Consider the following 22335-nt stretch of genomic DNA (forward strand, 5'->3'; position numbering starts at 1 on the left):
TCTCTTGGACTGCGCGCAATCTACCGTGGAACAGTGAGAAGAAAACCGATTGAACTGGCAGCCGTTGCAACCGCGGCAGTCCCCGGACTGACCCCGACGGCCGTTAGCTCTGCCCCGGATGATCCCGCCGACTTCGACTCCGCCCTGCTGCTCGATTCCGAGGGCAAGCGCTGGCGCGTCCGGTCGCCCCGGCATGCGGAGGCCAGCGCCCGGCTGGAAACGGAGTTCCTGGTGCTGCGTGCCTTCGCCCCGGCCATCCGCGCCGAACTTCCCTTCCTCATGCCCACCGTCGCCGGCAGCGTGCGGCTGGGGACCCTGAGCACGTTTGTGTACTCGCACCTGGCCGGGTCCACCCGCAGCGTCGAGGAACTCACGGCCGGCCCGGATGTCCTGGCCCGCGAAATCGGCGTTGCCCTGGCCGCCATACACGACCTTCCCCGGTCTCTGGTCAGCAACGCCGACCTTCCCAGCTACACGCCCAACGAGTTCCGGCAGCGCCGCTTGAATGAACTCGACCAGGCAGCAACCACCGGAAAGATCCCGCCTGCCCTGCTGCTGCGCTGGGAGCACGCGCTCGAAGACGTCTCCCTGTGGCGCTTCAATCCCAGCGTGGTGCACGGCGACCTGCACGAGGACAACCTCCTGGTGGAAGGCCAGCGCGTCACCGCCGTGACCGGGTGGACCGATTTGAGGATCGGCGATCCGGCGGACGATTTCGCCTGGCTGGTTGCCTCCAATGAGCAGGACTTCGTCGATGCGGTACTAAACGCCTACACGGGCGGCCGCAAGGACACGGTTGACAACCACCTCCTGCGCCGCGCCGCACTGTCCGCCGAGTTCGCCCTGGCCCAGTACCTGGTGAAGGGCATTGCCTCGGACGACAGCAGCATGGTTTCCGAGGCGGAAGAGATGCTTGAAACCCTCGCCCGGGATATTGAAGAGCACGGCGGGCAGCCGATCAGTGTGGAGCCGCAGCGGGCTGCGGCCGCTCCGGCTGCAGCCGGTACAACTGCCGTTGCCCCGGCTGCCGGCGCTGCGCCCGTAGTGAGGGCGGCCGACGCCGGTCCGGCCGGTTCCGTGCCGTCCGTTACGGTAGTGCCGCTGCCCGTCCCCGCCCCGGTCCGGCCCGCGGTGCGCGTCACCCCCATTCCCGTGGAGCCTGAGGCCGGGGCCGACGGCGGAGTCGGGTCCGGGGACGCGTCATCAGCCGGCGGGGATGCAGAGGACCACAGCAGCGATCCGGACCGGGAGAACCCGGACAACCCCGGCGGCAAAGCAGAGGTCGCCGCAGGGCCGGACGATACGTCCACCGCCGCGATCTCCATCATCGACATCACCAAGAACTAAGGCAGTTCCGGAGAACCCAGTGCGGCGCTGACGATCTGCTCCAACTCGCGGGCTGTTCCGAGATCGTGTGGCCGCACTACCTCGTTGTCCGCGACGTAGAAGAAGGCTGCCCGCACCTCCTCCAGCGGGACGCCCTTCAGCCGTGCCCAGGCCAGCCGGTACACGGCAAGCTGCACGGTTTTTGTCTTCAACGCTGCAGCGGAGGGCCGCCGTCCGGTCTTCCAGTCCACCAGGTCCCACCGGCCGTCCGCATCGCGGAAAACGGCGTCAATGCGCCCCCGCACCACAACATCGGCCACGCGGGTCTCCACCGGTACTTCCACGAACGCCGGCGACCGGTCTGCCCACGGGGACGCCTTGAACGTTGCCACCATGGCGTCGAGGTCATAGGCGGCATCGATGTGGTCGTCGGAACCGGGAGCTTCGTCGAGGTCCAGCATGCCTGCGGCACCGAAGTATTCCTCCACCCAGGAGTGGAAGGCAGTGCCCTTCCGGGCTGACATGCCTGGTTCCCGCGGCACCGGCCTGCGGAGCCTCCCCAGCACACCTGCGGCGTCCTCGCGCAGTTCCACCAGCGTGGAGGCCGAGATGTGGCCCGGAAGGTGTACGTCGCGGCCGGCGGACCGCCTCGACCGGCGTTCCAGCAGCAACGCCGCTTCGCGTGCCCATCCCCGGGCCACCCCGCTGAGGTTCTTGCCGCCGGCCGGATCCCCGCCGGGAGTTCCTGCCCCCGCCGCGGCGGGAACGGTTCCGTGGTCTTCCAGCGCGGCCAGCACCTTGGCCGCCGCAGCCTCCATGGCCACCCGCCGTCCGGACGAAAGACGGAGGCGCTCCCCGGTTCGAGGATCCACCGGGCCCTCGAGGGGATCGTAGGGCCAGTTGGCAATTTCCGCCTCCAGGGTGAGCGGGCTCGACTCCGGAAGGGAAGCCTCATCCTGCGATGCGGGATGGACCGTGGCGTCCCGGGGCCTGCCGTCGGCCGCGTGTGCCAGCGGCTCGAGCTCGGCAAGGAACAGCGACATGTCAGCCCGTCCAGCCCGGGATCCCACCCACGCCGCGCTGGAGACCCAGAGCACGTGCTTTGCCCTGGTGTAGGCAACGTAGGCGAGCCGGCGTTCCTCCGACTCCCCGTGGACCTGGACTGCAGCCTTGAAATCCTTTTCCGCGTCCAGCCAGCCCTTTTGGTCCGGCTGGTCCAGGTCCCACTGCGGAAGGTCCGCCCGGTCTCCACGGAGCGGCCAGGGCAGGGCAGCCGATCCACTGCTCCAGCGGGAGTCCCTGTCGCTGGGAAAAGCCCCTGCATTGAGTCCGGGAACAAAAACAACATCCCATTCCAGGCCTTTGGAGGCGTGGACCGTCAGGAGTTGCACCGCTTCGCGGTTGACGTCCGCAGCCGGAGCTTCCAGCCCGTTTTCTTCCGCGGCCGCAGCCTCCAGCCACGACAGGAAAGCGAGGATGTCCACCCGCTGGGACGTCCGCAGGAACCCCGCAGCCGCCTCCTGGAAAGCGTCGAGGTTGCGCCGGGCCTGGTGGATGCTGACGCCCGGCCGGGCCGCCACCTCGATGTCCAGCAACATGGCCCGTTCCACTTCACCCAAAAGCGTGGTGAGGTCATCCCCCAGGTAACCCCGGAGCTGGCGCAGTTCGGCTGACAGGCGGGCAAGCCTGCTCCGGGCAGCTTCACTGAGCGACCGGCCATGGGCAGACACCCAAGCCTCCCGGGGCAGCCAGTCCAGGGCTTCGACCAGGCTGGCACCATCCGTCAGGTCCCCTTCAAGGACGGTGTCATTGGTTTCGTCCGCCAACCCGTCCACGGCCAGTCCGCCGCCGGCAGGCCCGGGCCCATGTCCCCGCCGGCGCGCCAATTGGCTTGACCAGTCGCGCAGGGCCATCAAATCTGCCGGGCCGATGCGCCAGCGGGCCCCCGCGAGGAGGCGCATCAGCGAGTCGGAGCGGCCCGGGTCCGCGAGGACACGCAGGGTGGCCACCAGGTCAACGATCTCCGGGGTGTCCAGGAGCCCGCCAAGCCCGACGATTTCATACGGGATGCCCCGCGCCTCGAACTGGCGCCGGACAGTTTCCATCTGGGCGCGGCGCCGGCACAGGACCGCGATGGCCGGCGGCACCGGAGTTCCGTCCGGTTTCAGCTCAAAGTCGGTGACCCTGTATTTGAGGACGTCGTCCGCCAGCGAGGAGGCTTCGTCAGCATCGGTGCCGAAGCGCCCCATGACCACCGTGCCCTGCACCGCGAACGGGCTGGCCTGCAAAGGCGGAACATCCGCTGCCGCTGCCGTGCCCAGGGCCGGTGTAGTGCCCCCGCCGGCCGGTCCGCGGGCCGCCGCGGCCTTGCCCAGGGATTCCGACATCACGTTTGCTGCCGCCAGGATGGACCGCCCGTTGCGCCAGGCCGTGGTGAGGTAGGACGTAGGTGCCGGAGCCCAGTCCCCCGGTGAATCCCCCGGACCGGTGCGCACAGGAAATTCGCGGACGAAGTGGAAGAGCTGCCCGGCCGACGCCCCGCGGAACCCGTAGATGGACTGGTTCGGGTCACCCACGGCTGTCACAGCATGGCCGCCGCCAAAGAGCCGTGAGAACAGCACCAGCTGGGCATACGAGGTGTCCTGGAACTCGTCGAGCAGCACCACCTTGTACCGTTGCCGCTCCATCTGCGCGGCCAGGGGAACATCCTGCGCCACCCGGGCGGCGAGCGCCACAAGGTCCCCGAAGTCCAGGGCCCCCCGGGCGCGCTTCGCGGCAGCATAACGGCCCACCATGTCGGCCACACTGGCCCGGGTGCGCAGCATCCCGGCGAGCTCGGCGGCCGCCTGGGGAGGGTTCTTCTTTTTGTCCGCCATGTACGGCAGGGACTCAAACTCCGAAAGCCGCGCCATCAGCCAGGCTTCCACGTCCTCAGGCTCCTGGAGGTGCTCCGCGCATTCCCCGGCGAGCTGGATCACGGCCTTGACCAGGGTGGATTTCGCGGCACGGAAGTGGGCGTATTCGCCGTCGTACGCTTCCACCACTTCGCTGGCCAGCTGCCAGGCCTGTGCGCCGCCGAGCAGGACCACGTCCCGTTCCACGCCGAGCCGCAGCCCGTAGTCGGACACGATGCCGCTGGCGAACGAGTGGTAAGTAGACACCTTGGGTTCGAGTGAATCGCTGGAGACCGGCTGTTCGGGGAACAGGCTGCGGGCGCCGTCCTGGGCGGCCAAGCGTTGCAGGGATGCCAGCTTCGCCCTGATCCGGGACGCCAGCTCACCGGCGGCCTTCCGGGTGAACGTCACCCCCAGGACTTCTTCCGGCCGTACCCAGCCGTTGGCGACAAGCCAGACCACGCGGTCGGCCATCGTGGCTGTTTTGCCTGAACCTGCGCCGGCGATGACCAGCCGGGGCGTCAGCGGTGAGCTGATGATGGCGGACTGTTCCGGGGTGGGAACGTTCTTCTCCCCCAGCAGCCGGGAAAGCTCCTCCGGGGTGAACCGCGGTTCGGGAACACCAGGGGCGTCCATAGGTGGCTCCGGCCTCATTCCGTGACCTGCCTTCCCCGCACGCATAATGGACACACTTCGGGCAGCCGGCAGCCATGACCGCCATGACTCCCCTTGGAGGGATCATGCCGTGCCTCGAAGACGCTCCCGCCCATCACGGCAGCGGCCTCTGTCACGATGTCCATGGCCCAGTTCTCCTGCGGATCCAGGGGCGCCTGCTGCTGGATGCCCGGGCTCTTGGCCACCGTCCCCAGCTGGGCAAGGACCGCGCCACCTGGAACACTGGAGGCGCCGTTTTCCCCGGCGTTGAAACCCCCTGCGAGGACCGCGGCCTGGTAGGCGCCAAGCTGCGGATGCGCGGCCAGTTCCGCTTTGCCGGGCTGGCGCTTGCCTGTTTTGAGGTCCACGATGACCAGCCTTCCTTCACCGTCGATTTCCAGGCGGTCCACCTGGCCCCGAAGGACCGCCGCCCGGGGCGTGCCATCACCAACCACGACGTCCGGGAGTGCCACATCAAAGTCCTGTTCCACGCCCAGCAGGCTCCTGCCTTCACTCCGCATGACCAGCACATACTGGGCAAGCTTGCGTACCATCGCCTCCGCGCGCTGATAGTCGAGCCTGCCCTCCCAGTTGTCCTTCATGCCCAGGGCGGGCCAGCGCCTGACCAGTTCCGCAACGTACTCAGCCCCGGAGGCATCGGGAAGTTCCTGCGCGATGGCGTGGACCAGCGTGCCCAGGCTCCTGGCGAAATCGGTGGCCGCCTCACCGCCGGCGGCCTGCACGAACCAGTCAAGCGGGGACTTCTGGACCGTCTCCACCTTCGACGGCGACACAAACACTGTCCCGCCCGCAGGAACCACCGCTGCCGACGATGTCAGCGGCGGCAGTGCCCACCAGCTGTCCGGATGCGCCCCCGCCACCGGCGGCTCGGCAGCCGCGAGCCCCGCGAGGACCTTCACCGCTTCGGTGGCCTCCGCCTCATGCTTGCCGTCCAGCTGGGCGTACTGCCGCAGTTCGGCCACGAGGGCCCGCAGGGTCATGGGACGTTCCACCGGGGTGAAAGCCCTGGCGTCCCGGCCGGGATCCAGCGGGGCCACGTAATCCAGGAAGGACGACGGCTGATCGTCCTCGGACGAGACTGCAGTGCAGATCAGGAGTTCGCGGGCGCGTGACACCGCCGTGGAGAAGCTCCTCAGTTCGTCGTAGCGGATGTCCCTGAGCCGGCTCAGCGGGTCCCGCTGAAGCGCATACTCAACTCCGTGCTCCACCGCGTCGGCGTAAAGGGTGCTGCCCAGGAGCTCGCCGCGGAGCCGGGTATTGGGCCACACGCCCTCCTGCAGACCGGCCACCAGGACAACTGGCCATTCCCGCCCGGCCGCGCTGGCGGGTGTCATGAGTTCGACGGCGTCATCCACCTGGGCCCTTGCGGCCAAGGTATCCATCGGCAGCTCCTGGTTCAGCAGGTACTCCAGGAACTGCTCCGGCCCGGCGCCGGGCACTTGGTCGACGTAGCGCTCCGCCGTGTGGAAGAGCGCCATCATGGCGTCAAGGTCGCGGTCGGCGCGGGCCCCGTGCGGTCCGCCCGCGAGCGCTGTTTCTGTCCAGGCAGCAGCGAGGCCGGTGGAGTTCCACAATGCCCACAGCACGGACTCGGCATTGGCTCCGGGCTCGACGGCGGCCTGCCTCCCGGCCTGGATCATGCGTGCCGTACGGCGCGCCGCCCGGCCCTCCATACCGAGGGCAGACAGGGCGCCCGGGGCCAGGAGTGCTTCGACGAGCAAAGCATCGCTGGCGCGTCCTCCTCCGCCCAGCAGCTCTTCGCGCCGCAGCGATTGCCGCAGCCTGCGCAGCTCGATGGAGGTGGCGCCGCCGATCCGCGAAGTGAGGAGGGAGACGGCAGTTTCCGGGGTTAACCGGTCAGGATCAACGGCAATGGCGAACGCGTCCAGCAGTGGGCGGACAGCTACCTCGTCCCGGACGGCGGATTCCGCTACCGGAACACGCACGGGTATCCCCTGGCCGGAGAGGTACCGCTGCAATTCGCTGACCTGGGCCCCGTTGCGCACTATGACCGCGATCCCGGCCAGGTGCCGGCCGTGGTTGATGTGCTGGTCAAGGATGCGCTGGGCTACATACCGGAGTTCGTGCACGGCGGACGGCACCAGGTGCGCTTCCACTATTCCCTGCGGCCGGTCCCCTATCGGCTCAAGCCGCCTGGCCAGCTGCCCGCCGGCCCGCTGCGAAATCCGGCCCGCAACACCCAACCACGCTTCGGTCAGCGCCGGCGCATGGCGGTGCGCATACTGCAGGGGACGTTCCAGGACCGGGGAAGCCGGTGAGAGCAGCCGGGGCAGTTCCGCGACCAGGTCCGGCCTGGCCCCCCGGAAGCCCTGGACCACCGTGTCCGGCGAGAACGCCACATAGCAGTCCTTCCCGCGGGCAATGTCTGCCAGGAGCTCGAACACGGCAGGGTTGGCCTCCTGGACGTCGTCCACCACAACCAGCCGCAGGCGCGCACGTTCGGCCGCAAGGAAATCCGGGGCGTCCTGGAAGACATGGCGGGCCGCGGTGATGATGCCGGCCGGATCGAATGCCTCGGGCATCCGCAGGTCAAGGACATCACGGTACTCCGCATACAGTGCGGCGGCGGCCGTCCAGTCCGGTCTGCCGCATCGCCGGCCAAGGTCCGCGAGGTCCCCGGCCGTGAGCCCGGACTCGATGACGCGGTCGAAGAGCTGGCGCACCTCATGGCGGAAACCGCGTGTCTCCAGTGCTCCGGCGAGATCCTGGGGCCAGGGCAGCTCCAGTCCCGGCAGGCGGTGGCCTTCGAGGAGTTCCTTGATGATGAGGTCCTGTTCCGGCCCGGAGAGGAGCCGCGGCGGCCTGGCGAGCGGCAGCACGCCCTCGGCCTTGGCCCGCCGGATCACGTCAAAGGCGTAGGACGCCCAGGTCCGGGCGGGCGTGGTGCTGAGGCTTCTGTCCAGCCGGGCCGTGAACCGGTCCCGCAGGGAATCCGCCGCGAGCCGGCTGGGGGCCAGGATCAGGATCTGTTCGGGATCCAGGCCGTCGCGGAGAACCCGGGTGACGGCCGCTTCGATGAGAACGGTGGTTTTGCCCGTTCCCGGCGCGCCCGGTACCAGGACCGGCCCGGACCCCTGTGCGACGTCAACGGCTGCCTGTTGATCCGGCGTCAGGGACGGGGCTTCGGCCTGGAGGTGCCGCGGCGGCAGCAGCCTGAGCCCCGCAAAGCCCGGCGCACGCTGGTGCCCTGCGTCCCGGGCCCAGGTGCCGGCGTCGTCCGTTGTTCCGGGCAGGTCATCGAAGCCGGCCCCGGAATCTGCCGGCCCACGGTACTCGTCACGTGGACCTGTAAAAGGAACTGTTACTGTCACGCCGACATTCCATCATCAGCCACTGACAATTCCCGGAGCCCACGCTCCAGCTCCGCCGCAATCGCGTCGATGTGGTCAAAGTCATCCTCCGCAGGAGCCCACCGGGCGGCCCGCAGATCCACACGCCAGGAGCCCTCTCCGGTCCGCAGGTAGGACTCGTGGGCGCCGCTAAGGGCGGTTCCTTCCTGGCGGTAGTGGCGGAGCGCTTCTGCTTCGTGCCCCTCGGGCGCGTGCCCGCTCGCCTTGAGGATCCGCCACCAGGGGACGCCGCTGCCATAGTGGCTCATCACCGAGCCAACCTGCCTGGGCCCGCCTGATCCGAGGAGTTCGGCGACGTCGCCGTAGGAGACTGCGGACCCTGGCGGAACCAGCCTCACGATGGCCAGTACCGCCTCCACATACTCAATCCGCATTGATCCAATGTATCCGCAGTGGCGCTCCCGGGAATTGTCGGTGGCCCCCGTTAGCGTGGATCCATGAGCACCTGGAACACCCTTCCCCGCGCAGCCTTCGACCTTGAAACCACCGGCCGCAACTCGCGCGCCGCCCGGATCGTCACCGCGTCCGTCACCGTGGTGGACCACCAGGGCGAGGTCATCACCGAGCATGAGTGGCTGGCGGATCCAGGCGTGGAGATTCCCACCGAAGCCAGTGACGTGCACGGCATCACCACTGAACAGGCCAGGCGGGACGGCCGGCCGGCGCACGAGGTGACGAAGGAGCTCGCGGCGGTGCTGCAGGGCCTGTTCGACGACGGCGTTCCCGTGATCGCGTTCAACGCCAGCTACGACTTCACGGTGCTCGCCGCCGAATCGGCCCGCTACGGGGTGCCGCAGCTGACCCGGTTTCCGGTCCTGGACCCGTACATCATGAACAAGCAGGTGGACCGCTACCGGAAGGGCAAGCGCACCCTGACGGCCTTGTGCGAGGAGTACGGCGTGGTCCTGGACAACGCCCACACATCTGCAGCCGATGCTCTGGCAACCCTGCGGGTCCTGGACGCCATGGCCGGAAAGTTTCCCAAACTCAGCATGCCGGCAAGCCAGCTGCACCAGTTGCAGGTGGACTGGGCCGTGAGCCAGGCAGCGGATTTCCAGGGCTATCTCCGCAAGACCAAGCCCACCGCCGTCATCGAAGGCGACTGGCCGGTACTGCCGCCGCAGGACGCCAGCACCGGCGGCTTCTAGCCTGGCCGGCCACTTTCCGCTGGAGATATCTGTCACACCGCTCCATAGGCTGACTGATTTCCTGGCCTCTTGATTCGCCCAACCTTCTGCCCATCAGCGTCTTGGCATGCCTCTCGACCCTGCCCACCGAATTTAGTTCGGCATAAGGCTCGCGGGGTACTCGTTCCTTCATCTCACGGCCACAAAACCCCAAAGTGAGACAATAAAGTTTTGCGGTCACCCCTGCCCTGGCCGTGCTCGACCAGCACCGGGCAGGTGCCAGGCGCCACCAGCGCAGCCTTGCGGCCCGGTTGACTCAACACTGAAATGAAAGTGACAACCTGATGAAAATCAAAGCGATGAAGTGGCTGACTGCCGCTCCTGTGGCTCTCGCCCTCGCGGTTTCCCTGGCGGCCTGCGGCTCCGGATCGTCCGCGCCCAGCGGCACCCCCACGGACGCCCTCGCCGGCAGCGACCAGCAGACGCTGGACAAGTACACCACCGCCGACGTCACCCCGATCGACAAGATCGACAAGACCAAACTCGGCCTGAACACTGAAGGCAAGCTCGAGGTGGGCACCCTCTCGGACGCCCCGCCGAACATCTTCATTGACCCGTCCGGCAAGTTCACCGGCTACGACAACGAACTGCTGCGTGCCATCGCCGGCAAGCTCGGCCTCGAGGTCGAATTCGTTGCCACGGACTTCTCCGCGCTGCTCTCCCAGGTATCCACCAAGCAGTTCGACGTGGGGTCCTCCTCCATCTCCACCACTGACGCCCGCCGCCAGAACGTGGGATTCACCAACGGCTACGACTTCGGCTTCATGGCAGTAGTTGCCAAGACTGACAGCGGCATCAAGGGCTTCGCCGACCTGAAGGGCGATCTCCGCATCGGCGTCGTCCAGGGCACCGTCCAGGATGACTACGTCACCAACACCCTCAAGCTCGAGCCGATCCGCTTCCCGGACTACGCCACCGTGTACGCCAACGTGCGCAACGGCCAGGTTGACGCCTGGGTGGCACCGTCCCAGCAGGCCACCGGCCAGGTCAAGGAAGGCGACGGCACCGCGATCGTCGAATCCGTGGTCAACACGCAGAACTTCACCGCCTACGCCGTGGCCAAGGACAACCAGCCGCTGATCGACGCACTGAACTCCGGCCTGGACGCCGTTATTGCCGACGGAACCTGGACCAAGCTGACCAAGGAATGGTACCCGGACCGCGAAATGCCGACCGACTGGAAGCCGGGCAGCAAGGCCGCCACGCTTCCCCAGAGCTGATTGAGCCGGGACGTTCATGGATCTCTTGGACCAGCTGGCTGACACCTTCTTCAACTGGGAGGAAATGGCCAAAGTCATTCCCGCCCTCCTCGCGGTGGGCTTGCCCAACACCCTGATACTGGCCGTTGCCTCCGGGATCTTCGGCTCCCTGCTCGGGCTCGGGCTGGCCATGATGGGCATCTCCCGCAACGCTGGTGCCCGCTGGGCGGCACGCATCTACACCGATATTTTCCGCGGCCTCCCGGCCATCCTGGTGATCCTGGTCATCGGTATCGGCCTGAGCCCCATTGCCAGGGAAATCACCGGGTCCCGGAACCCGTACCCGCTGGGCATCCTGGCTTTGACGCTGATCGCTGCGGCCTACATCGGTGAGATCTTCCGCTCCGGCATCCAGAGCGTGGAGAAGGGGCAGCTGGAGGCATCGCGGGCGCTGGGGTTCAGCTACGGCAGCTCGATGCGCCTGGTGGTGGTTCCGCAGGGTATCCGGCGGGTCCTTCCCGCGCTGGTGAACCAGTTCATCTCGCTGCTGAAGGATTCCTCTCTGGTGTTTATGCTCGGCCTCGCTGCCTCCGACCGGGAAATCTTCCGGATCGGCAACGATGCCATGGCCAACACGGGCAACCTGTCTCCGCTGGTGGCTGCAGGCGTGCTGTACCTGATCCTGACCGTCCCGCTCACCCACTTCGTGAACTTCATCGACAACCGGCTGCGCACCGGCAAGCCGGAAAAGAAGGAACCGGATGAGCTCGCAGCACCTATCGGCAAGGGGGCACAGGCATGACGGAATTCGCATCCGGAACCCTGACCGGCAAGAACCTGCACCTCTCGTTCGGCCACAACCATGTTCTCCGCGGCATTGACCTGCACGTGGAAAAGGGCACCACGGCCTCGGTGATCGGCCCGTCCGGGTCCGGCAAGTCCACCCTGCTTCGGGTGATGAACCGGCTGATCGAGCCCGATCAGGGCGACATCCTCCTGGATGGCCGCTCCGTCCTGAAGGACAACCCGGATGAGCTCCGGCAGCGGATCGGCATGGTGTTCCAGCAGTTCAACCTGTTCCCGCACAAGACGGTGGCGGACAACGTGTCGCTGGCGCTGCGGAAGCTGCGGAAACTGTCCAAGGACCAGGCGCGTGCCGAGGCCCTGGAGCAGCTGGACCTGGTGGGCCTGAAGCACAAGGCCGATTCCCGCCCGGCGAACCTCTCCGGCGGCCAGCAGCAGCGCGTGGCGATCGCCCGTGCACTGGCCATGAAGCCGGAGGTGATGTTCTTCGACGAGGCCACATCCGCGCTGGACCCCGAGCTGGTCAAGGGTGTCCTGGCGCTGATGACGGACCTCGCCAAGGGCGGCATGACCATGGTGGTGGTGACCCACGAAATGGGCTTCTCCCGCAACGTCTCGGACACCGTGACGTTTATGGACGCCGGTGTGGTGGTGGAGTCCGGTCCCCCGGAGCAGCTCTTCACCGAGCCGCGGACTGACCGGCTCAAGGGCTTCCTCTCGGACGTCCTGTAACCCCTGAAGCACCTACAGAAAATCCCCGGTTGCGGAATGCAACCGGGGATTTTCTTTTGCCGCGCAAGGAATGGACGACGGCGGGACCCGCCTGGGTGCCTAGCCCTGGGCTGCGGCGGCGGCTTTAGCCGCGGCAGGCAGGGCGTCGAAGATGCGGTTCATGGCGGCGTCGTCGTGTGCGGCGGACAGGAACCAGGCTTCGAAGACGGACGGCGGCAGGTAGACCCCGGACTCCAGCATGGAGTGGAAGAACGGTGCGTAGCGGAAGGCCTCCTGCGCCTGGGCGTCGGCGTAGTTGTGGACTCCGTTGGCCGAGGTGCCGAAAGCCACCGAGAACAGGTTCCCGGCGAACTGGATGGAGTGGTCCACTCCGGCGGCGTCCAGGGCACTGGAGAGTGCTGAGGACAGTTCCAGCGAGCGGACGTCGATGAAGGAGTACACGTCCCGGGTGGCGTGGGTCAGTGTGGCCACACCGGCGGCCATCGCCACCGGGTTTCCGGAGAGGGTGCCGGCCTGGTAGACGGGACCGGTGGGAGCGAGGTAATCCATCACGTCGGCACGCCCGCCGAGGGCTGCCGTCGGCATTCCTCCGCCGATGACCTTCCCGAAGGTGAGCAGGTCCGGGGTCCACGGCTCTGCGGCGTCCGGCGCGCCTCCGGTGAGGCCCCAGTAGCCGGAGTAGCCGGTGCGGAAGCCGGTGAGGACTTCATCCACGATCAGCAGCGCGCCGTGTTCCCGGGTGATCCGGGACAGGCCCAGGTTGAAGCCTTCGCCAGGTGTCACCACCCCCATGTTGGCCGGTGCGGCCTCGGTGATGACGGCGGCGATGTTGGGGCCGTGAGTGGCGAACGCTTCCTTGACGGCGCCGAGGTCGTTGTACGGCAGCACCAGGGTTTCCGCAGCCGTGGCTTCGGTGACACCGGCGGAACCGGGCAGCGCCAGGGTGGCAACGCCCGAGCCTGCCGCGGCGAGAAGCCCGTCCAGGTGGCCGTGGTAGCAGCCGGCAAACTTGATGATGAGGTTGCGGCCGGTGAAGCCGCGGGCCAGCCGCACAGCAGTCATGGTGGCCTCGGTGCCGGTGGAAACCATGCGGACGCGTTCGACGGCGGGCACGCGTTCCTTGACGATTTCCGCCAGGTTGGCTTCGTCCGGGGTGGAGGCGCCGAAGGAGAGGCCGCGGTCCACGGCTGCGTGGACCGCGTCAAGTACGGCGGGGTGCGCGTGGCCCAGCAGTGCCGGACCCCACGAGCAGACGAGGTCCACGTATTCCTTGCCGTCGGCGTCCGTGAGGTAGGGGCCTTTGGCGGACACCATAAAGCGGGGCGTTCCGCCCACGGACCCGAAGGCGCGCACCGGTGAGTTGACCCCGCCCGGCATCAGCTGGCGGGCGCGGTCGAAGAGTGCCTCGTTGCGAGGATTGCTGGAAGTCATGGTTCCTATTCTCTCAGTTGGCCGGCCGGTCATTTTCGGCCAGCAGTTCGGCCACGCGGGGCGCCACCTGGGTACCCAGCAGCTCGATGGAGCGCATCATGGCCGAGTGAGGCAGCGGGCCGTTGCTGTATTTGAAGTCGAAACGGTCCACACCAAGGTTCTGCTTGAGCTCGACGATTTTCCGGGCCACGGTTTCCGGTGATCCCACATAAAGGGCACCCTCCGGAGCGCACAGGGCATCGAATTCGCCCCGGCCGGCAGGGCCCCAGCCGCGCTCGGCTCCTAGCTTGTTCCGCAGCTTCAGCCAGTGCGGGAAGAGTTCCTCCCGGGCCTGCTCGTCCGTCGCGGCAACGTGGCCGGGCGAGTGCGTGGCAACCTGCTGCATCGGATGGCCGTATTTCGCCATGGCTTCGCGGTACAGGTCCACCAGCGGGCGGAAGGCGCGCGGCTGGCCGCCGATGATCGCGAAGATGATGGGATAGCCGTACTGCGCGCACCGGAGCACGGATTCAGGGGTTCCGCCCACGCCAATCCAGGTGGGCAACAAGTGGTGTTCCAGGGGCGGATACACGCTTAACCCGGCGAGGGCGGGCCTGGTGCGGCCATCCCAGTGCACCGGCTTCTGTGCCCGCACCTTGTCGAACAATTCGAGTTTCTCCTCGAACAGGACCTCGTAGTCGGCAAGGTCAAGCCCGAACAGCGGGAAGGATTCGATGAAGGAGCCGCGGCCCAGCATCACCTCGGCCCGGCCGTTGGAGAGGGCGTCCACGGTTGCGAACCGCTGGAACACCCGGATGGGATCGTCGGAGCTGAGCACGGTCACGGCGGAACCAAGCCGGATCCTGGTGGTGCGGGCGGCGGCTGCTGCCAGGAAGACCTCGGGCGCGGACACCGCGTAGTCCTTGCGGTGGTGCTCCCCTACCCCAAAGGCGTGAAGTCCGACGGCGTCCGCCAGTTCCGCCTGTTCCAGCAGGTTCCGCAGCACCTTGGCGTGCAGCTGCGGGCTTCCGTCTGCGTGCTCACCTACGTCGCCGAAGGTGTTCAGGCCAAGCAGGATCCGGTGCGGGCCAACCGGCGCGGTGGGGTTCGGCGGGACGTCAGTCATCAGGACTCCTTCAGCCAGCCGGCCAACTCGGCGGCCCAGTAGGTCAGGACCATATGGGCGCCTGCGCGGCGGATACCCAGCACCGATTCCGTGATGGCTGCGCGGCGGTCGATCCAGCCGTTGGCGGCGGCTGCCTCGATCATCGCGTACTCTCCGGAGATCTGGTAGGCAGCCACCGGGACCGGGCTCATAGCCGCCACGTCCGCAACGATGTCCAGGTAGCTCATGGCCGGCTTCACCATGATGATGTCCGCGCCTTCGGCGAGGTCCAGTTCCACCTCGCGGAGGGCTTCGGTGCGGTTGCCGGCGTCCATCTGGTAGGTCCGGCGGTCGCCCTTGAGCTGTGAGTCAACGGCCTCGCGGAACGGTCCATAGAAGGCCGAGGCGTACTTGGCGGCGTAGGCAATTACCGAGGTGTTGGCGTGCCCTGCCTGGTCCAGGGCAGACCGGATGGCTGCCACCTGGCCATCCATCATGCCGGACGGGCCCAGCATGTGAGCGCCGGCCTCGGCCTGTGCCACTGCCATCCGGGCGTAGATTTCAACGGTGCGGTCATTGTCCACATAGCCGTCGGCGTCCAGCACCCCGCAGTGCCCATGGTCCGTGAACTCGTCCAGGCACACGTCGCTCATGATCACCAGGTCATCGCCAACCTCTGCCCGGACATCCCGGATGGCCTTGTTCAGGACACCCTCCGGGTCCAGCGAGGCGGTCCCCTCCGCGTCGCGGGTTTCCGGGATGCCGAACAGCATGATTCCGCCGAGTCCCAGTTCAACGGCTTCCGCCGCGGCACGTTTCAGGGTATCGGTGGTGTGCTGGACCACTCCGGGCATGGAGGTGATCGGGTTGGGCCCGGACAGGCCTTCGCGGATGAAGGCGGGAAGGATCAGCTCGGCCGGTGCCAGCCGGGTTTCTGCGGTCAGCCGGCGCATGGCCGGTGTGGTGCGCAGGCGGCGGGGGCGTTGGCTCGGAAATGTCATGTTCGACGTCCTTCACGTTGTCTCTTGAGTGTGTTCGTACCCGCGGGCGGCCGATGACAACCCTGCGGCGTGGATTGGCCCGTCACCCTGGGGTGAGTGCCTCTTCGACGGCGGTCACCAGGCCAGGCGGGGTCGGTTCTGCGGCGATTGCCGCTACGGGCAGGCCAAGCGCGGCGGCCTGTTCCGCCGTCGACCGTCCAATGGCCACCAACCGGCAGCCGTGCAGCGGCGAGAGCGCATGGATCCGCCGCACGGCGCTGGGTGAAGCGGCCACCACCGCGTGGATCCGTCCGGCGGCGATTTCCGCGGCGGCAGCTTCGGCGGTCAGGAGGGAGTACGACGGCGTCGCCTGGCCGGGATCCCCGTCCTCCACCGGGATGGAGAGCCTGCGCTCCGCTGCCGCCGGGTAGTCGACGGTCCGGTAGGCGGTGACTGCCGTGACGGTGCTGCCTGCAGCCTTCAGCCCTTCGGCGAGCCGGGCGGGAGCGATGTCTGCCTGGGGCAGCAGGACCTTACCGGGCCCGGCCGGCCATACCTCCAGGAGGCCCGCGGCGGACTGTTCGTCTCTGGGTGTCAGTTCTACCGGCAGGCCGGCCGTTTCCAGGAGGCGGCGCGTGGCCGGTCCCACTGCTGCCATCCGGGTGCCGGCCGGGATCCACTCCCGCAGGCTGAGGCCGCGTTCGGCGGCTTTGGACAGGAGCACATGGACCGTGGTGGCGCTGGTGACCACCAGCCAGTCAAAGGCGCCGGCGCCCAGGGCGTCGCAGGCCACGTCCAGTGAATGCTGGTCGGCGGCGCGTTCGAAGTCGATGAGCGGCAGGAGGACCGCCTGCGCGCCGGCCCCCTGGAGGGCCGCCACGAGCGGCAGCGAACGTTCGGGGCTGCGGGTGATCAGCACCCGGAACCCCTCAAGCGTGTTGCGGCCGGGCCCGCTGCCGGCGCTGGGCGCCATGGTCAGCTGCCCCCGCGGACGGGGTTCCGGTGGCGGGAGAGCAGTCCCATGGCCGGCTCAGGAAGCCTGCAGGTCTGCGATGTCCGCGGCGCCTGCGGCGAGCAGGACCTCGGCGAGCTCAATGCCCAGGAGGGTCGCGCCGACTTCGGTCAGGCCGTCCGTTGCCCGCTTGTCACGGACCGAGGCGGTGCCGTCCACGGCGCACACCACGCCTTCGAGGTGGAGCATGCTGCCTTTGCGGTACGCGTAGGCGCCCACCGGCGCGGCGCAGCCTGCTTCGAGCCGGGCCAGAAGGGCACGTTCGGCGGTGACAGCCAGCCGGGTATCCGGATCATCCAATGCGGCCAGTGCCTGGGCCAGGACTTCCCTGGACCCTTCCGCTGACCCGGGCCGCGGCGGGGCGTCGGCGGTGCGGCACTCGATGGCAAGCGATCCCTGGCCGGCGGCAGGCAGCATCACGTCCGTTTCCAGGAATTCGCTGACGGCGTCCAGCCGGCCGATGCGTTCCAGTCCGGCCGCGGCCAGGACCACCGCATCGAGGTCGCAGGACTTCCCCGGAACCACTTCCGCCACAGCGTTGCCCGGCAGCCCGGGGACCCTGCCCAGGCGGGTATCCACGTTGCCGCGGATGTCCTTGATGTCCAGGTCCGGACGGGCAGCGCGGAGCTGGGCTGCCCGCCGGGGCGAACCCGTCCCTACAGTGGCGCCGGACGGGAGGTCGGCGAGCTTGAGCCCGTCACGGGCACACAGGACATCGCGGACGTCCACCCGCCGCGGCGTGGCTGCCAGGCTGAGCCCCACTGCGGCGCCGGTAGGCAGGTCCTTGAGCGAGTGGATCGCGACGTCGCACTCACTGCGCAGCAAGGCATCGCGAAGGGCGGCGACGAAAACGCCGGTGCCGCCCATCTGGGACAAAGAACCGGTGAGGACATCGCCGTCGGTGCGGATGTGGACCAGCTCCACGGGGAAGCCTCCGACGGCGGCCAGCTGGTCCGCCGTCTGCTGCGTCTGGGTGAGCGCGAGCTTACTGGCGCGGGTTCCGATGCGGACCGTCACTGGTGCGGCGCTCCCCCGGCAACTCCGGACTGCACAGCGCCGGCTCCACCTGAGGCTTCGCCCGGGTAGGGGTCGTGACCCCTACCCACGGAGGTGTCCGCTCCGGCGATGGTGGGCTTTTCGCCGCGGAAGTTGGCGCAGCAGCCGGGCCGGCAGACGTCGTACCAGGGGCCGAGGCCGGTCATGGCGGGACGGTCGCTGATGTTGTTGGCCCGGGTCCGTTCGGAGATCAGGTCAACGAGGCCGCTAACGAATGTACGGTGCGTGCCGGGGGTGGGCACCCGGGTAGCGGCCAAGCCAAGGTTGGCGCAGGTTTCCAGGGCTTCGGTGTCGAGGTCCCAGACCACTTCCATGTGGTCGCTGACGAACCCGAGCGGCACGATAACGATGCCCTTCACGCCCTGGCCGGCGAGTTCCTCGATGGCGTCGTTAATGTCCGGCTCAAGCCACGGCACGTGCGGGGCGCCGGAACGGGACTGGTACACCAGGGACCAGGGTGCCGAAAGGCCCGATTCTTCTTCCACCCGCTGCATCACCGCGGCTGCGGTGGCCAGGTGCTGGGCCACGTAGGCGGAACCCTCTTCGAATTCGCGGGGCTCCTCCGCGGACCTGCCCGCTGCCTCCGCATCCCGGGTGGGGATCGAGTGCGTGGCGAACAGGATCTGGACCGGCGCGTCCGGAGTGCCAGCCGCGGCCAGTTGTTCACGGACGGTGGCCAGGCCGGCGGCGGTGCCTTCGATGAAGGGTTCCACGAAACCGGGGTGGTCGAAGTACTGGCGCACCTTGTCCACCTCGAGCCTGCCGTCCAGGCCGGTTTCCGTCAGGGCCATGCCAATGTCCTCGCGGTACTGGCGGCAGCTGGAGTAACAGGAGTAGGCACTCGTGGTGAGCATCAGCAGGCGGCGGTGGCCGGCGTCGTACGCGTCCTGGAGGGTCTGCGGAATGTACGGCGCCCAGTTGCGGTTGCCCCACAGCACGGGCAGGTCGATGCCGCGGGCCGACAGTTCGGCTTCCAGGGCCGCCTTGAGCTCACGGTTCTGCTGGTTGATGGGGCTGATGCCGCCGTTGGCCCTGTAGTGGTGCGAGACCTCTTCCAGCCGCTCATCGGGGATGCCGCGGCCGCGGGTCACGTTGCGGAGGAACGGGATCACGTCCTCCTGGCCCTCGGGCCCGCCGAAAGAGGCGAGCAGCACGGCGTCGTAGTCCTTGGGGGCCATGCGCCCGGCCTCGGTAACGGGATTCACGGCCGTCAGGCCGGCCGCATTCCGGGCTTCGAGCGGGCTCATGCCAGGACCTCTGCTACCTCGGCGGCGGTGATGCGGCGGCCGGTGTAGAACGGGATTTCCTCCCGGACGTGGTTGCGGGCCTCGGTGGCGCGCAGGTGCCGCATCAGGTCAACGAGGTCCACGAGCTCGGGCGCCTCCAGGCCCAGGATCCACTCCCAGTCGCCCAGGGCGAACGAGGACACGGTGTTCGAGATGACCTGCGGAAAGTCGCGGCCCAGCAGCCCGTGGTCGCGGAGCATCTTGCCGCGCTCGGCTTCGGGCAGGATGTACCACTCGTAGGAGCGGACAAACGGGTAGACGCAGAGCCACTCGGCCGGCTCCACGCCGCGGGAGTAGGCCGGGGTGTGGTTCTTGGCAAACTCGGCCTCGCGGTGCACGCCCATGGCGGACCAGACAATCTCGGTTCCGGCGAAGAGCGTGCTGCGGCGGATGTCGCGGATGGCCTGCTGCAGGGCTTCAGGCTTGGGGCCGTGGAGCCACACCATCACGTCAGCGTCAGCGCGCATGGCTGAGACGTCATAGCTGCCGCGGTGTGTCACGCCCGCCGCGGTAAGCCGGCCCAGCAGGGCTTCGAAGTCAGTGGCCGCATCAGCGCTGCGGATCAGGGTTTCGGAGCGCTTGAAGACCGTCCAAAGGGTGAAGAACTGCTCGGCTGATTCTTCGGTTTTAGTGACAGATTCGGCAGAAGTGTGGCTCATGGTTACCAGTTTGCCCCTTCGTACCCGCCAAGTCGAAACCGACGAGTTCTACAACCGGTAGAAGTGGTTAAAGTCACAGAAAGGTCCGCCGTCCCGCCACCGGGGCCCGGGGGTCAGGGATTCCGCAGGCGGAAAAAGACCAGTCCCGAAGCCCCGGCCACACCCACCAGACCCGAACCCAGCCACACCAGAGCTCTCTTCGGCTCGGGCTGCGCGTTCAGCTTTGCGTTGCTCCGTACGCTGTTGCCCTGCGCGGCCACACTGTACGAGGGGGTCCATGCCGGGTTGGCCTGCGGCACCGCATAGATCGGCACGTAGGACGCCTGCCCGGCCGCCGCTGCCCTGCGTGCGGTTCCTGCGCTGGCTGGAATTCCGGACACGCCCTTGGCGGTCTCCGGAAGCGGAGCCGCGCCGGATCCGGGCCCTGCCTGTGCCGACGGTGTCCCGGCGGCACCCGTTGCCGGGTTCTGCGCAGCGCTGCCCCCGGCGGCTGGAGTTCCCGCGGCCGGCGGACCCGCCGCCGGGGTTCCCGTGGCCGGTGACCCCGCAGCCGGATTCCCCGCTGCGTCCGATGCTGGCGCAGAAGCCGGGACGGTGGAGGCCGGGGTCGTTCCCGGCGACGCCGGAGCGGATCCTGCGGGAGAGGTGGCCGGGCGGGTTGCCGTCGGAGCGCTGGTTGCACCGGCCGTCGGAACAGGTGAAGGCGTGGCGGTGGGCGCCGGCCTGGAGCTGGGCGACTGGGTAGCACTGATGGCCGGCAAAAGAGCTGAGGGAACCGCTGAAGCGGAAGCCGAAGCACTGGCCGCCGGACGGGCACCGGCCTTGCCGTTCCCGCCGGCGTTGGGGTTCTTGCTGCGGTTCTGGCCGGGCGCATCCTCCTGCGCGGACTGGCCTGTCAGCGAGGACACTACCGGGAGGGATTTGGTGTCCACGGCCGGGGCCGCGGAGTCGCCGGGGTCCGGTGTTCCTTCCTCGGCTTGGGACGCCGAGGCGCCTGTGGTTAGAACCAGTACCGCTCCGATTGCCGCGGCTGCAGCGCCGCGCCGGATTCCCCCATGGATACCAGTCCGGGACGTTGAAAGCTCGGACTTGTGTTGGACCATGGTCATCGACCCTATCCATGCCGCGCGGGGAATTGAAAGCCGGCAAGGCCGCCGGACGGCGGCCCTTAAATGGCCCGCCCCTCGGACTCGCCGCGCTGACCAGTAACGACGTTTAGGCGGAAAGTTTCCGGACTTGTTGCAGTGTGTCGGATACCACTGCGGTGAGCCCGTTGCCGGCCACCCAGCCGCCCACCACGGCGAGGCCGCCGGCGGCGCTGCAGGCTTCCCGGATGCCAGTCACCCGTGCACGGTGTCCCACGGCGGCAAACGGCAGGGACCCGGGCCACCGGACAACGTCCCAGTCCACAACGTCCTGCGCGACGATGGAAACCTCCAGCAGTGCCGAGGCGTCCCGCAGCGAAGCTGCCAGGAGTTCGTCATCAGCATCAAGGCCTGCGGGCTGCTGGCCTGCACCGTCAACGCGCCCGTAGGAGAGCCGGAGGACATGCCGCCCCGGGCCCGCCGCGTCCGCGAGCCAGTCCCACTTCCCCGTCGCATGGGTCAGGGCCTTTGCCCGGATGCCTGGAGTCTGTGGTGCCACGAGGATGCCGGTGCCGCGGGGACGGTCATCCAGTTCGGCCTTGTCCAGCACCAGGGTGACAAGCTGCACGTCGGGCCCGGCGCCCGGCTTCCTCCCCGCGATCGCGGGGACTGATTCCTCCAGCAGCCCCACGGCGGCCGGGCCGTCCACGGCAACTACCAGCAGGCCGCCGTCGTACGTCTTTCCTGCGGTGCCTACTCGCCATCCTTCGCCAACCCGGGTCACCGAAAGGGCGCGCGTGCCGGACAGGAGCGTCACGCCCCGGCCGCGGAGATCACTGAGCAGCGCGCCCACCAGCGTATGCATGCCGCCGTCCAGGCCGGCGACGGCGGAACCTGCCTTGGCGGGTCCGGTGCTGTTGCGCCGTTGGGCGGCCACGGCTGCGGCCAGGGAGCCGTGCTCGCGAAGTCCCGCGCGGAGTCCCGGTGCCACCATGTCGACGTCGAGCAGGGCGGGGTCAGCCGAGTGGACGCCTCCCACCACTGGCTCCACGAGGCGCTCCAGGACGCGGCGGCCCATCCTTGCCTTGACCAACGCTGCGACGCTGACAACATCGGCGGCCGCCACTGTCGACGCGGGGAGGATCCTGTCCAGCGAGGCGCGCAGGGATCCCAGCAGGCCCAGTGACCGGCGCACCTCAGGGTCCCAGGGATTCGCCGGGATCCCCAGGACACCGGCTTTGGGAAGTTCGCGCGGACCGTCCGGGAGCTGCACCCAGGCGCCCCCGGGGCGCGGGTGGACAATCCTGCCGGCCAGGCCCAGTTCGCCGGCCAGGCGGGCAACGGCGTCGGACCGCGTGGCGAAGGATTCGGCCCCGCTGTCCAAGGTAAGGCCGGCCACCACGTGGCTGCCCACGCAGCCGCCCCACTCCTGGCCCGCCTCCAGGACGGTGACCCGGTACCCGGCAGCGGCAAGTTCCCGCGCGGACAGAAGCCCCGAAATCCCCCCACCCAGCACCAGGGCGTCCACGGTCCCGGCCTGGCTGGCGTCCACGA

At 68.3% G+C, this 22335-nt stretch carries 17 protein-coding genes; 5 read left to right on the top strand and 12 right to left on the bottom strand.

The window, feature by feature from the left end; genetic code table 11:
- The first annotated feature begins 33 nt into the window (after window positions 1-33).
- Window positions 34-1347: a macrolide 2'-phosphotransferase gene (locus tag BACI348_RS13920; RefSeq protein WP_159826691.1), complete on the top strand. Its 1314-nt coding sequence runs from the start codon at window positions 34-36 to the stop codon at window positions 1345-1347.
- On the opposite strand, the gene BACI348_RS13925 is transcribed toward BACI348_RS13920, so the two are convergent.
- The 3 genes from BACI348_RS13925 to BACI348_RS13935 all read right to left on the bottom strand — a co-directional run bounded on the left by BACI348_RS13925 (window position 1344) and on the right by BACI348_RS13935 (window position 8640).
- Window positions 1344-4856 carry an ATP-dependent helicase gene (locus BACI348_RS13925; protein ID WP_236557567.1) on the bottom strand — a complete coding sequence of 1171 codons (3513 nt, stop codon included), beginning with the start codon at window positions 4854-4856 and terminating at the stop codon, window positions 1344-1346. The two genes, BACI348_RS13920 and BACI348_RS13925, sit on opposite strands and share 4 nt — an antisense overlap.
- A gap of 14 nt (window positions 4857-4870) precedes the next feature.
- Complete coding sequence (locus tag BACI348_RS13930; protein ID WP_236557714.1) at window positions 4871-8068, bottom strand: ATP-dependent helicase; 3198 nt, start codon at window positions 8066-8068, stop codon at window positions 4871-4873.
- A 155-nt stretch (window positions 8069-8223) separates the two neighbouring features.
- Complete coding sequence (locus tag BACI348_RS13935) at window positions 8224-8640, bottom strand: MGMT family protein (RefSeq protein ID WP_159826697.1); 417 nt, start codon at window positions 8638-8640, stop codon at window positions 8224-8226.
- A 63-nt stretch (window positions 8641-8703) separates the two neighbouring features.
- On the opposite strand from BACI348_RS13935, the gene BACI348_RS13940 reads away from it, so the two are divergent.
- The 4 genes from BACI348_RS13940 to BACI348_RS13955 all read left to right on the top strand — a co-directional run bounded on the left by BACI348_RS13940 (window position 8704) and on the right by BACI348_RS13955 (window position 12188).
- Entirely contained in the window at window positions 8704-9414 is a 711-nt protein-coding gene (locus tag BACI348_RS13940) for a 3'-5' exonuclease (RefSeq protein WP_159826699.1), read from the top strand.
- A 323-nt stretch (window positions 9415-9737) separates the two neighbouring features.
- A complete protein-coding gene (locus BACI348_RS13945) occupies window positions 9738-10673 on the top strand; it encodes a substrate-binding periplasmic protein (RefSeq protein WP_159826701.1) in 936 nt (311 codons plus the stop codon).
- 16 nt (window positions 10674-10689) lie between these two features.
- Entirely contained in the window at window positions 10690-11454 is a 765-nt protein-coding gene (locus BACI348_RS13950) for an amino acid ABC transporter permease (protein WP_159826703.1), read from the top strand.
- Window positions 11451-12188 carry an amino acid ABC transporter ATP-binding protein gene (locus BACI348_RS13955; RefSeq protein ID WP_159826705.1) on the top strand — a complete coding sequence of 246 codons (738 nt, stop codon included), beginning with the start codon at window positions 11451-11453 and terminating at the stop codon, window positions 12186-12188. The genes BACI348_RS13950 and BACI348_RS13955 overlap by 4 nt, the downstream gene beginning before the upstream one ends.
- Before the next feature lie 99 nt (window positions 12189-12287).
- Here the strand turns inward: BACI348_RS13955 and hemL are convergent, their stop codons facing one another.
- From hemL to hemG, 9 genes are all read right to left on the bottom strand, one after another.
- A complete protein-coding gene (hemL, locus tag BACI348_RS13960; protein ID WP_159826707.1) occupies window positions 12288-13619 on the bottom strand; it encodes a glutamate-1-semialdehyde 2,1-aminomutase in 1332 nt (443 codons plus the stop codon).
- A 13-nt stretch (window positions 13620-13632) separates the two neighbouring features.
- Entirely contained in the window at window positions 13633-14724 is a 1092-nt protein-coding gene (locus BACI348_RS13965; RefSeq protein WP_159826709.1) for an LLM class flavin-dependent oxidoreductase, read from the bottom strand.
- A complete protein-coding gene (gene hemB, locus BACI348_RS13970; protein ID WP_159826711.1) occupies window positions 14724-15704 on the bottom strand; it encodes a porphobilinogen synthase in 981 nt (326 codons plus the stop codon). The genes BACI348_RS13965 and hemB overlap by 1 nt, the downstream gene beginning before the upstream one ends.
- 82 nt (window positions 15705-15786) lie before the next feature.
- A complete protein-coding gene (locus BACI348_RS13975) occupies window positions 15787-16656 on the bottom strand; it encodes a uroporphyrinogen-III synthase (protein WP_159826713.1) in 870 nt (289 codons plus the stop codon).
- A 57-nt stretch (window positions 16657-16713) separates the two neighbouring features.
- The gene (hemC, locus tag BACI348_RS13980; RefSeq protein WP_159826715.1) at window positions 16714-17712 is read right to left on the bottom strand and encodes a hydroxymethylbilane synthase; all 999 of its coding nucleotides are present in this window, start codon (window positions 17710-17712) and stop codon (window positions 16714-16716) included.
- Window positions 17709-18998 carry a ferrochelatase gene (locus BACI348_RS13985; protein WP_159826717.1) on the bottom strand — a complete coding sequence of 430 codons (1290 nt, stop codon included), beginning with the start codon at window positions 18996-18998 and terminating at the stop codon, window positions 17709-17711. Before BACI348_RS13985 ends, hemC begins: the two co-directional genes overlap by 4 nt.
- Window positions 18995-19696 carry a hydrogen peroxide-dependent heme synthase gene (gene hemQ, locus BACI348_RS13990; protein WP_159826719.1) on the bottom strand — a complete coding sequence of 234 codons (702 nt, stop codon included), beginning with the start codon at window positions 19694-19696 and terminating at the stop codon, window positions 18995-18997. Before hemQ ends, BACI348_RS13985 begins: the two co-directional genes overlap by 4 nt.
- 113 nt (window positions 19697-19809) lie before the next feature.
- Window positions 19810-20805 carry a hypothetical protein gene (locus BACI348_RS13995; protein ID WP_159826721.1) on the bottom strand — a complete coding sequence of 332 codons (996 nt, stop codon included), beginning with the start codon at window positions 20803-20805 and terminating at the stop codon, window positions 19810-19812.
- Between the two features lie 106 nt (window positions 20806-20911).
- On the bottom strand, window positions 20912-22333 hold the full coding sequence (hemG, locus tag BACI348_RS14000) for a protoporphyrinogen oxidase (RefSeq protein ID WP_159826722.1): 1422 nt from the start codon (window positions 22331-22333) through the stop codon (window positions 20912-20914).
- Window positions 22334-22335: the final 2 nt, after the last annotated feature.

Source organism: Arthrobacter sp. 9AX (assembly GCF_902506095.1).
Lineage (GTDB): Bacteria > Actinomycetota > Actinomycetes > Actinomycetales > Micrococcaceae > Arthrobacter.

Coding starts and splice junctions, on each gene's coding strand:
- BACI348_RS13925 (WP_236557567.1), bottom strand. CDS start 4,856: ATGGACGCCCCTGGTGTTCCCGAACCGCGGTTCACCCCGGAGGAGCTT.
- BACI348_RS13935 (WP_159826697.1), bottom strand. CDS start 8,640: ATGCGGATTGAGTATGTGGAGGCGGTACTGGCCATCGTGAGGCTGGTT.
- BACI348_RS13940 (WP_159826699.1), top strand. CDS start 8,704: ATGAGCACCTGGAACACCCTTCCCCGCGCAGCCTTCGACCTTGAAACC.
- BACI348_RS13945 (WP_159826701.1), top strand. CDS start 9,738: ATGAAAATCAAAGCGATGAAGTGGCTGACTGCCGCTCCTGTGGCTCTC.
- BACI348_RS13950 (WP_159826703.1), top strand. CDS start 10,690: ATGGATCTCTTGGACCAGCTGGCTGACACCTTCTTCAACTGGGAGGAA.
- BACI348_RS13955 (WP_159826705.1), top strand. CDS start 11,451: ATGACGGAATTCGCATCCGGAACCCTGACCGGCAAGAACCTGCACCTC.
- hemL (WP_159826707.1), bottom strand. CDS start 13,619: ATGACTTCCAGCAATCCTCGCAACGAGGCACTCTTCGACCGCGCCCGC.
- BACI348_RS13965 (WP_159826709.1), bottom strand. CDS start 14,724: ATGACTGACGTCCCGCCGAACCCCACCGCGCCGGTTGGCCCGCACCGG.
- hemB (WP_159826711.1), bottom strand. CDS start 15,704: ATGACATTTCCGAGCCAACGCCCCCGCCGCCTGCGCACCACACCGGCC.
- BACI348_RS13975 (WP_159826713.1), bottom strand. CDS start 16,656: ATGGCGCCCAGCGCCGGCAGCGGGCCCGGCCGCAACACGCTTGAGGGG.
- BACI348_RS13985 (WP_159826717.1), bottom strand. CDS start 18,998: ATGAGCCCGCTCGAAGCCCGGAATGCGGCCGGCCTGACGGCCGTGAAT.
- hemQ (WP_159826719.1), bottom strand. CDS start 19,696: ATGAGCCACACTTCTGCCGAATCTGTCACTAAAACCGAAGAATCAGCC.
- BACI348_RS13995 (WP_159826721.1), bottom strand. CDS start 20,805: ATGACCATGGTCCAACACAAGTCCGAGCTTTCAACGTCCCGGACTGGT.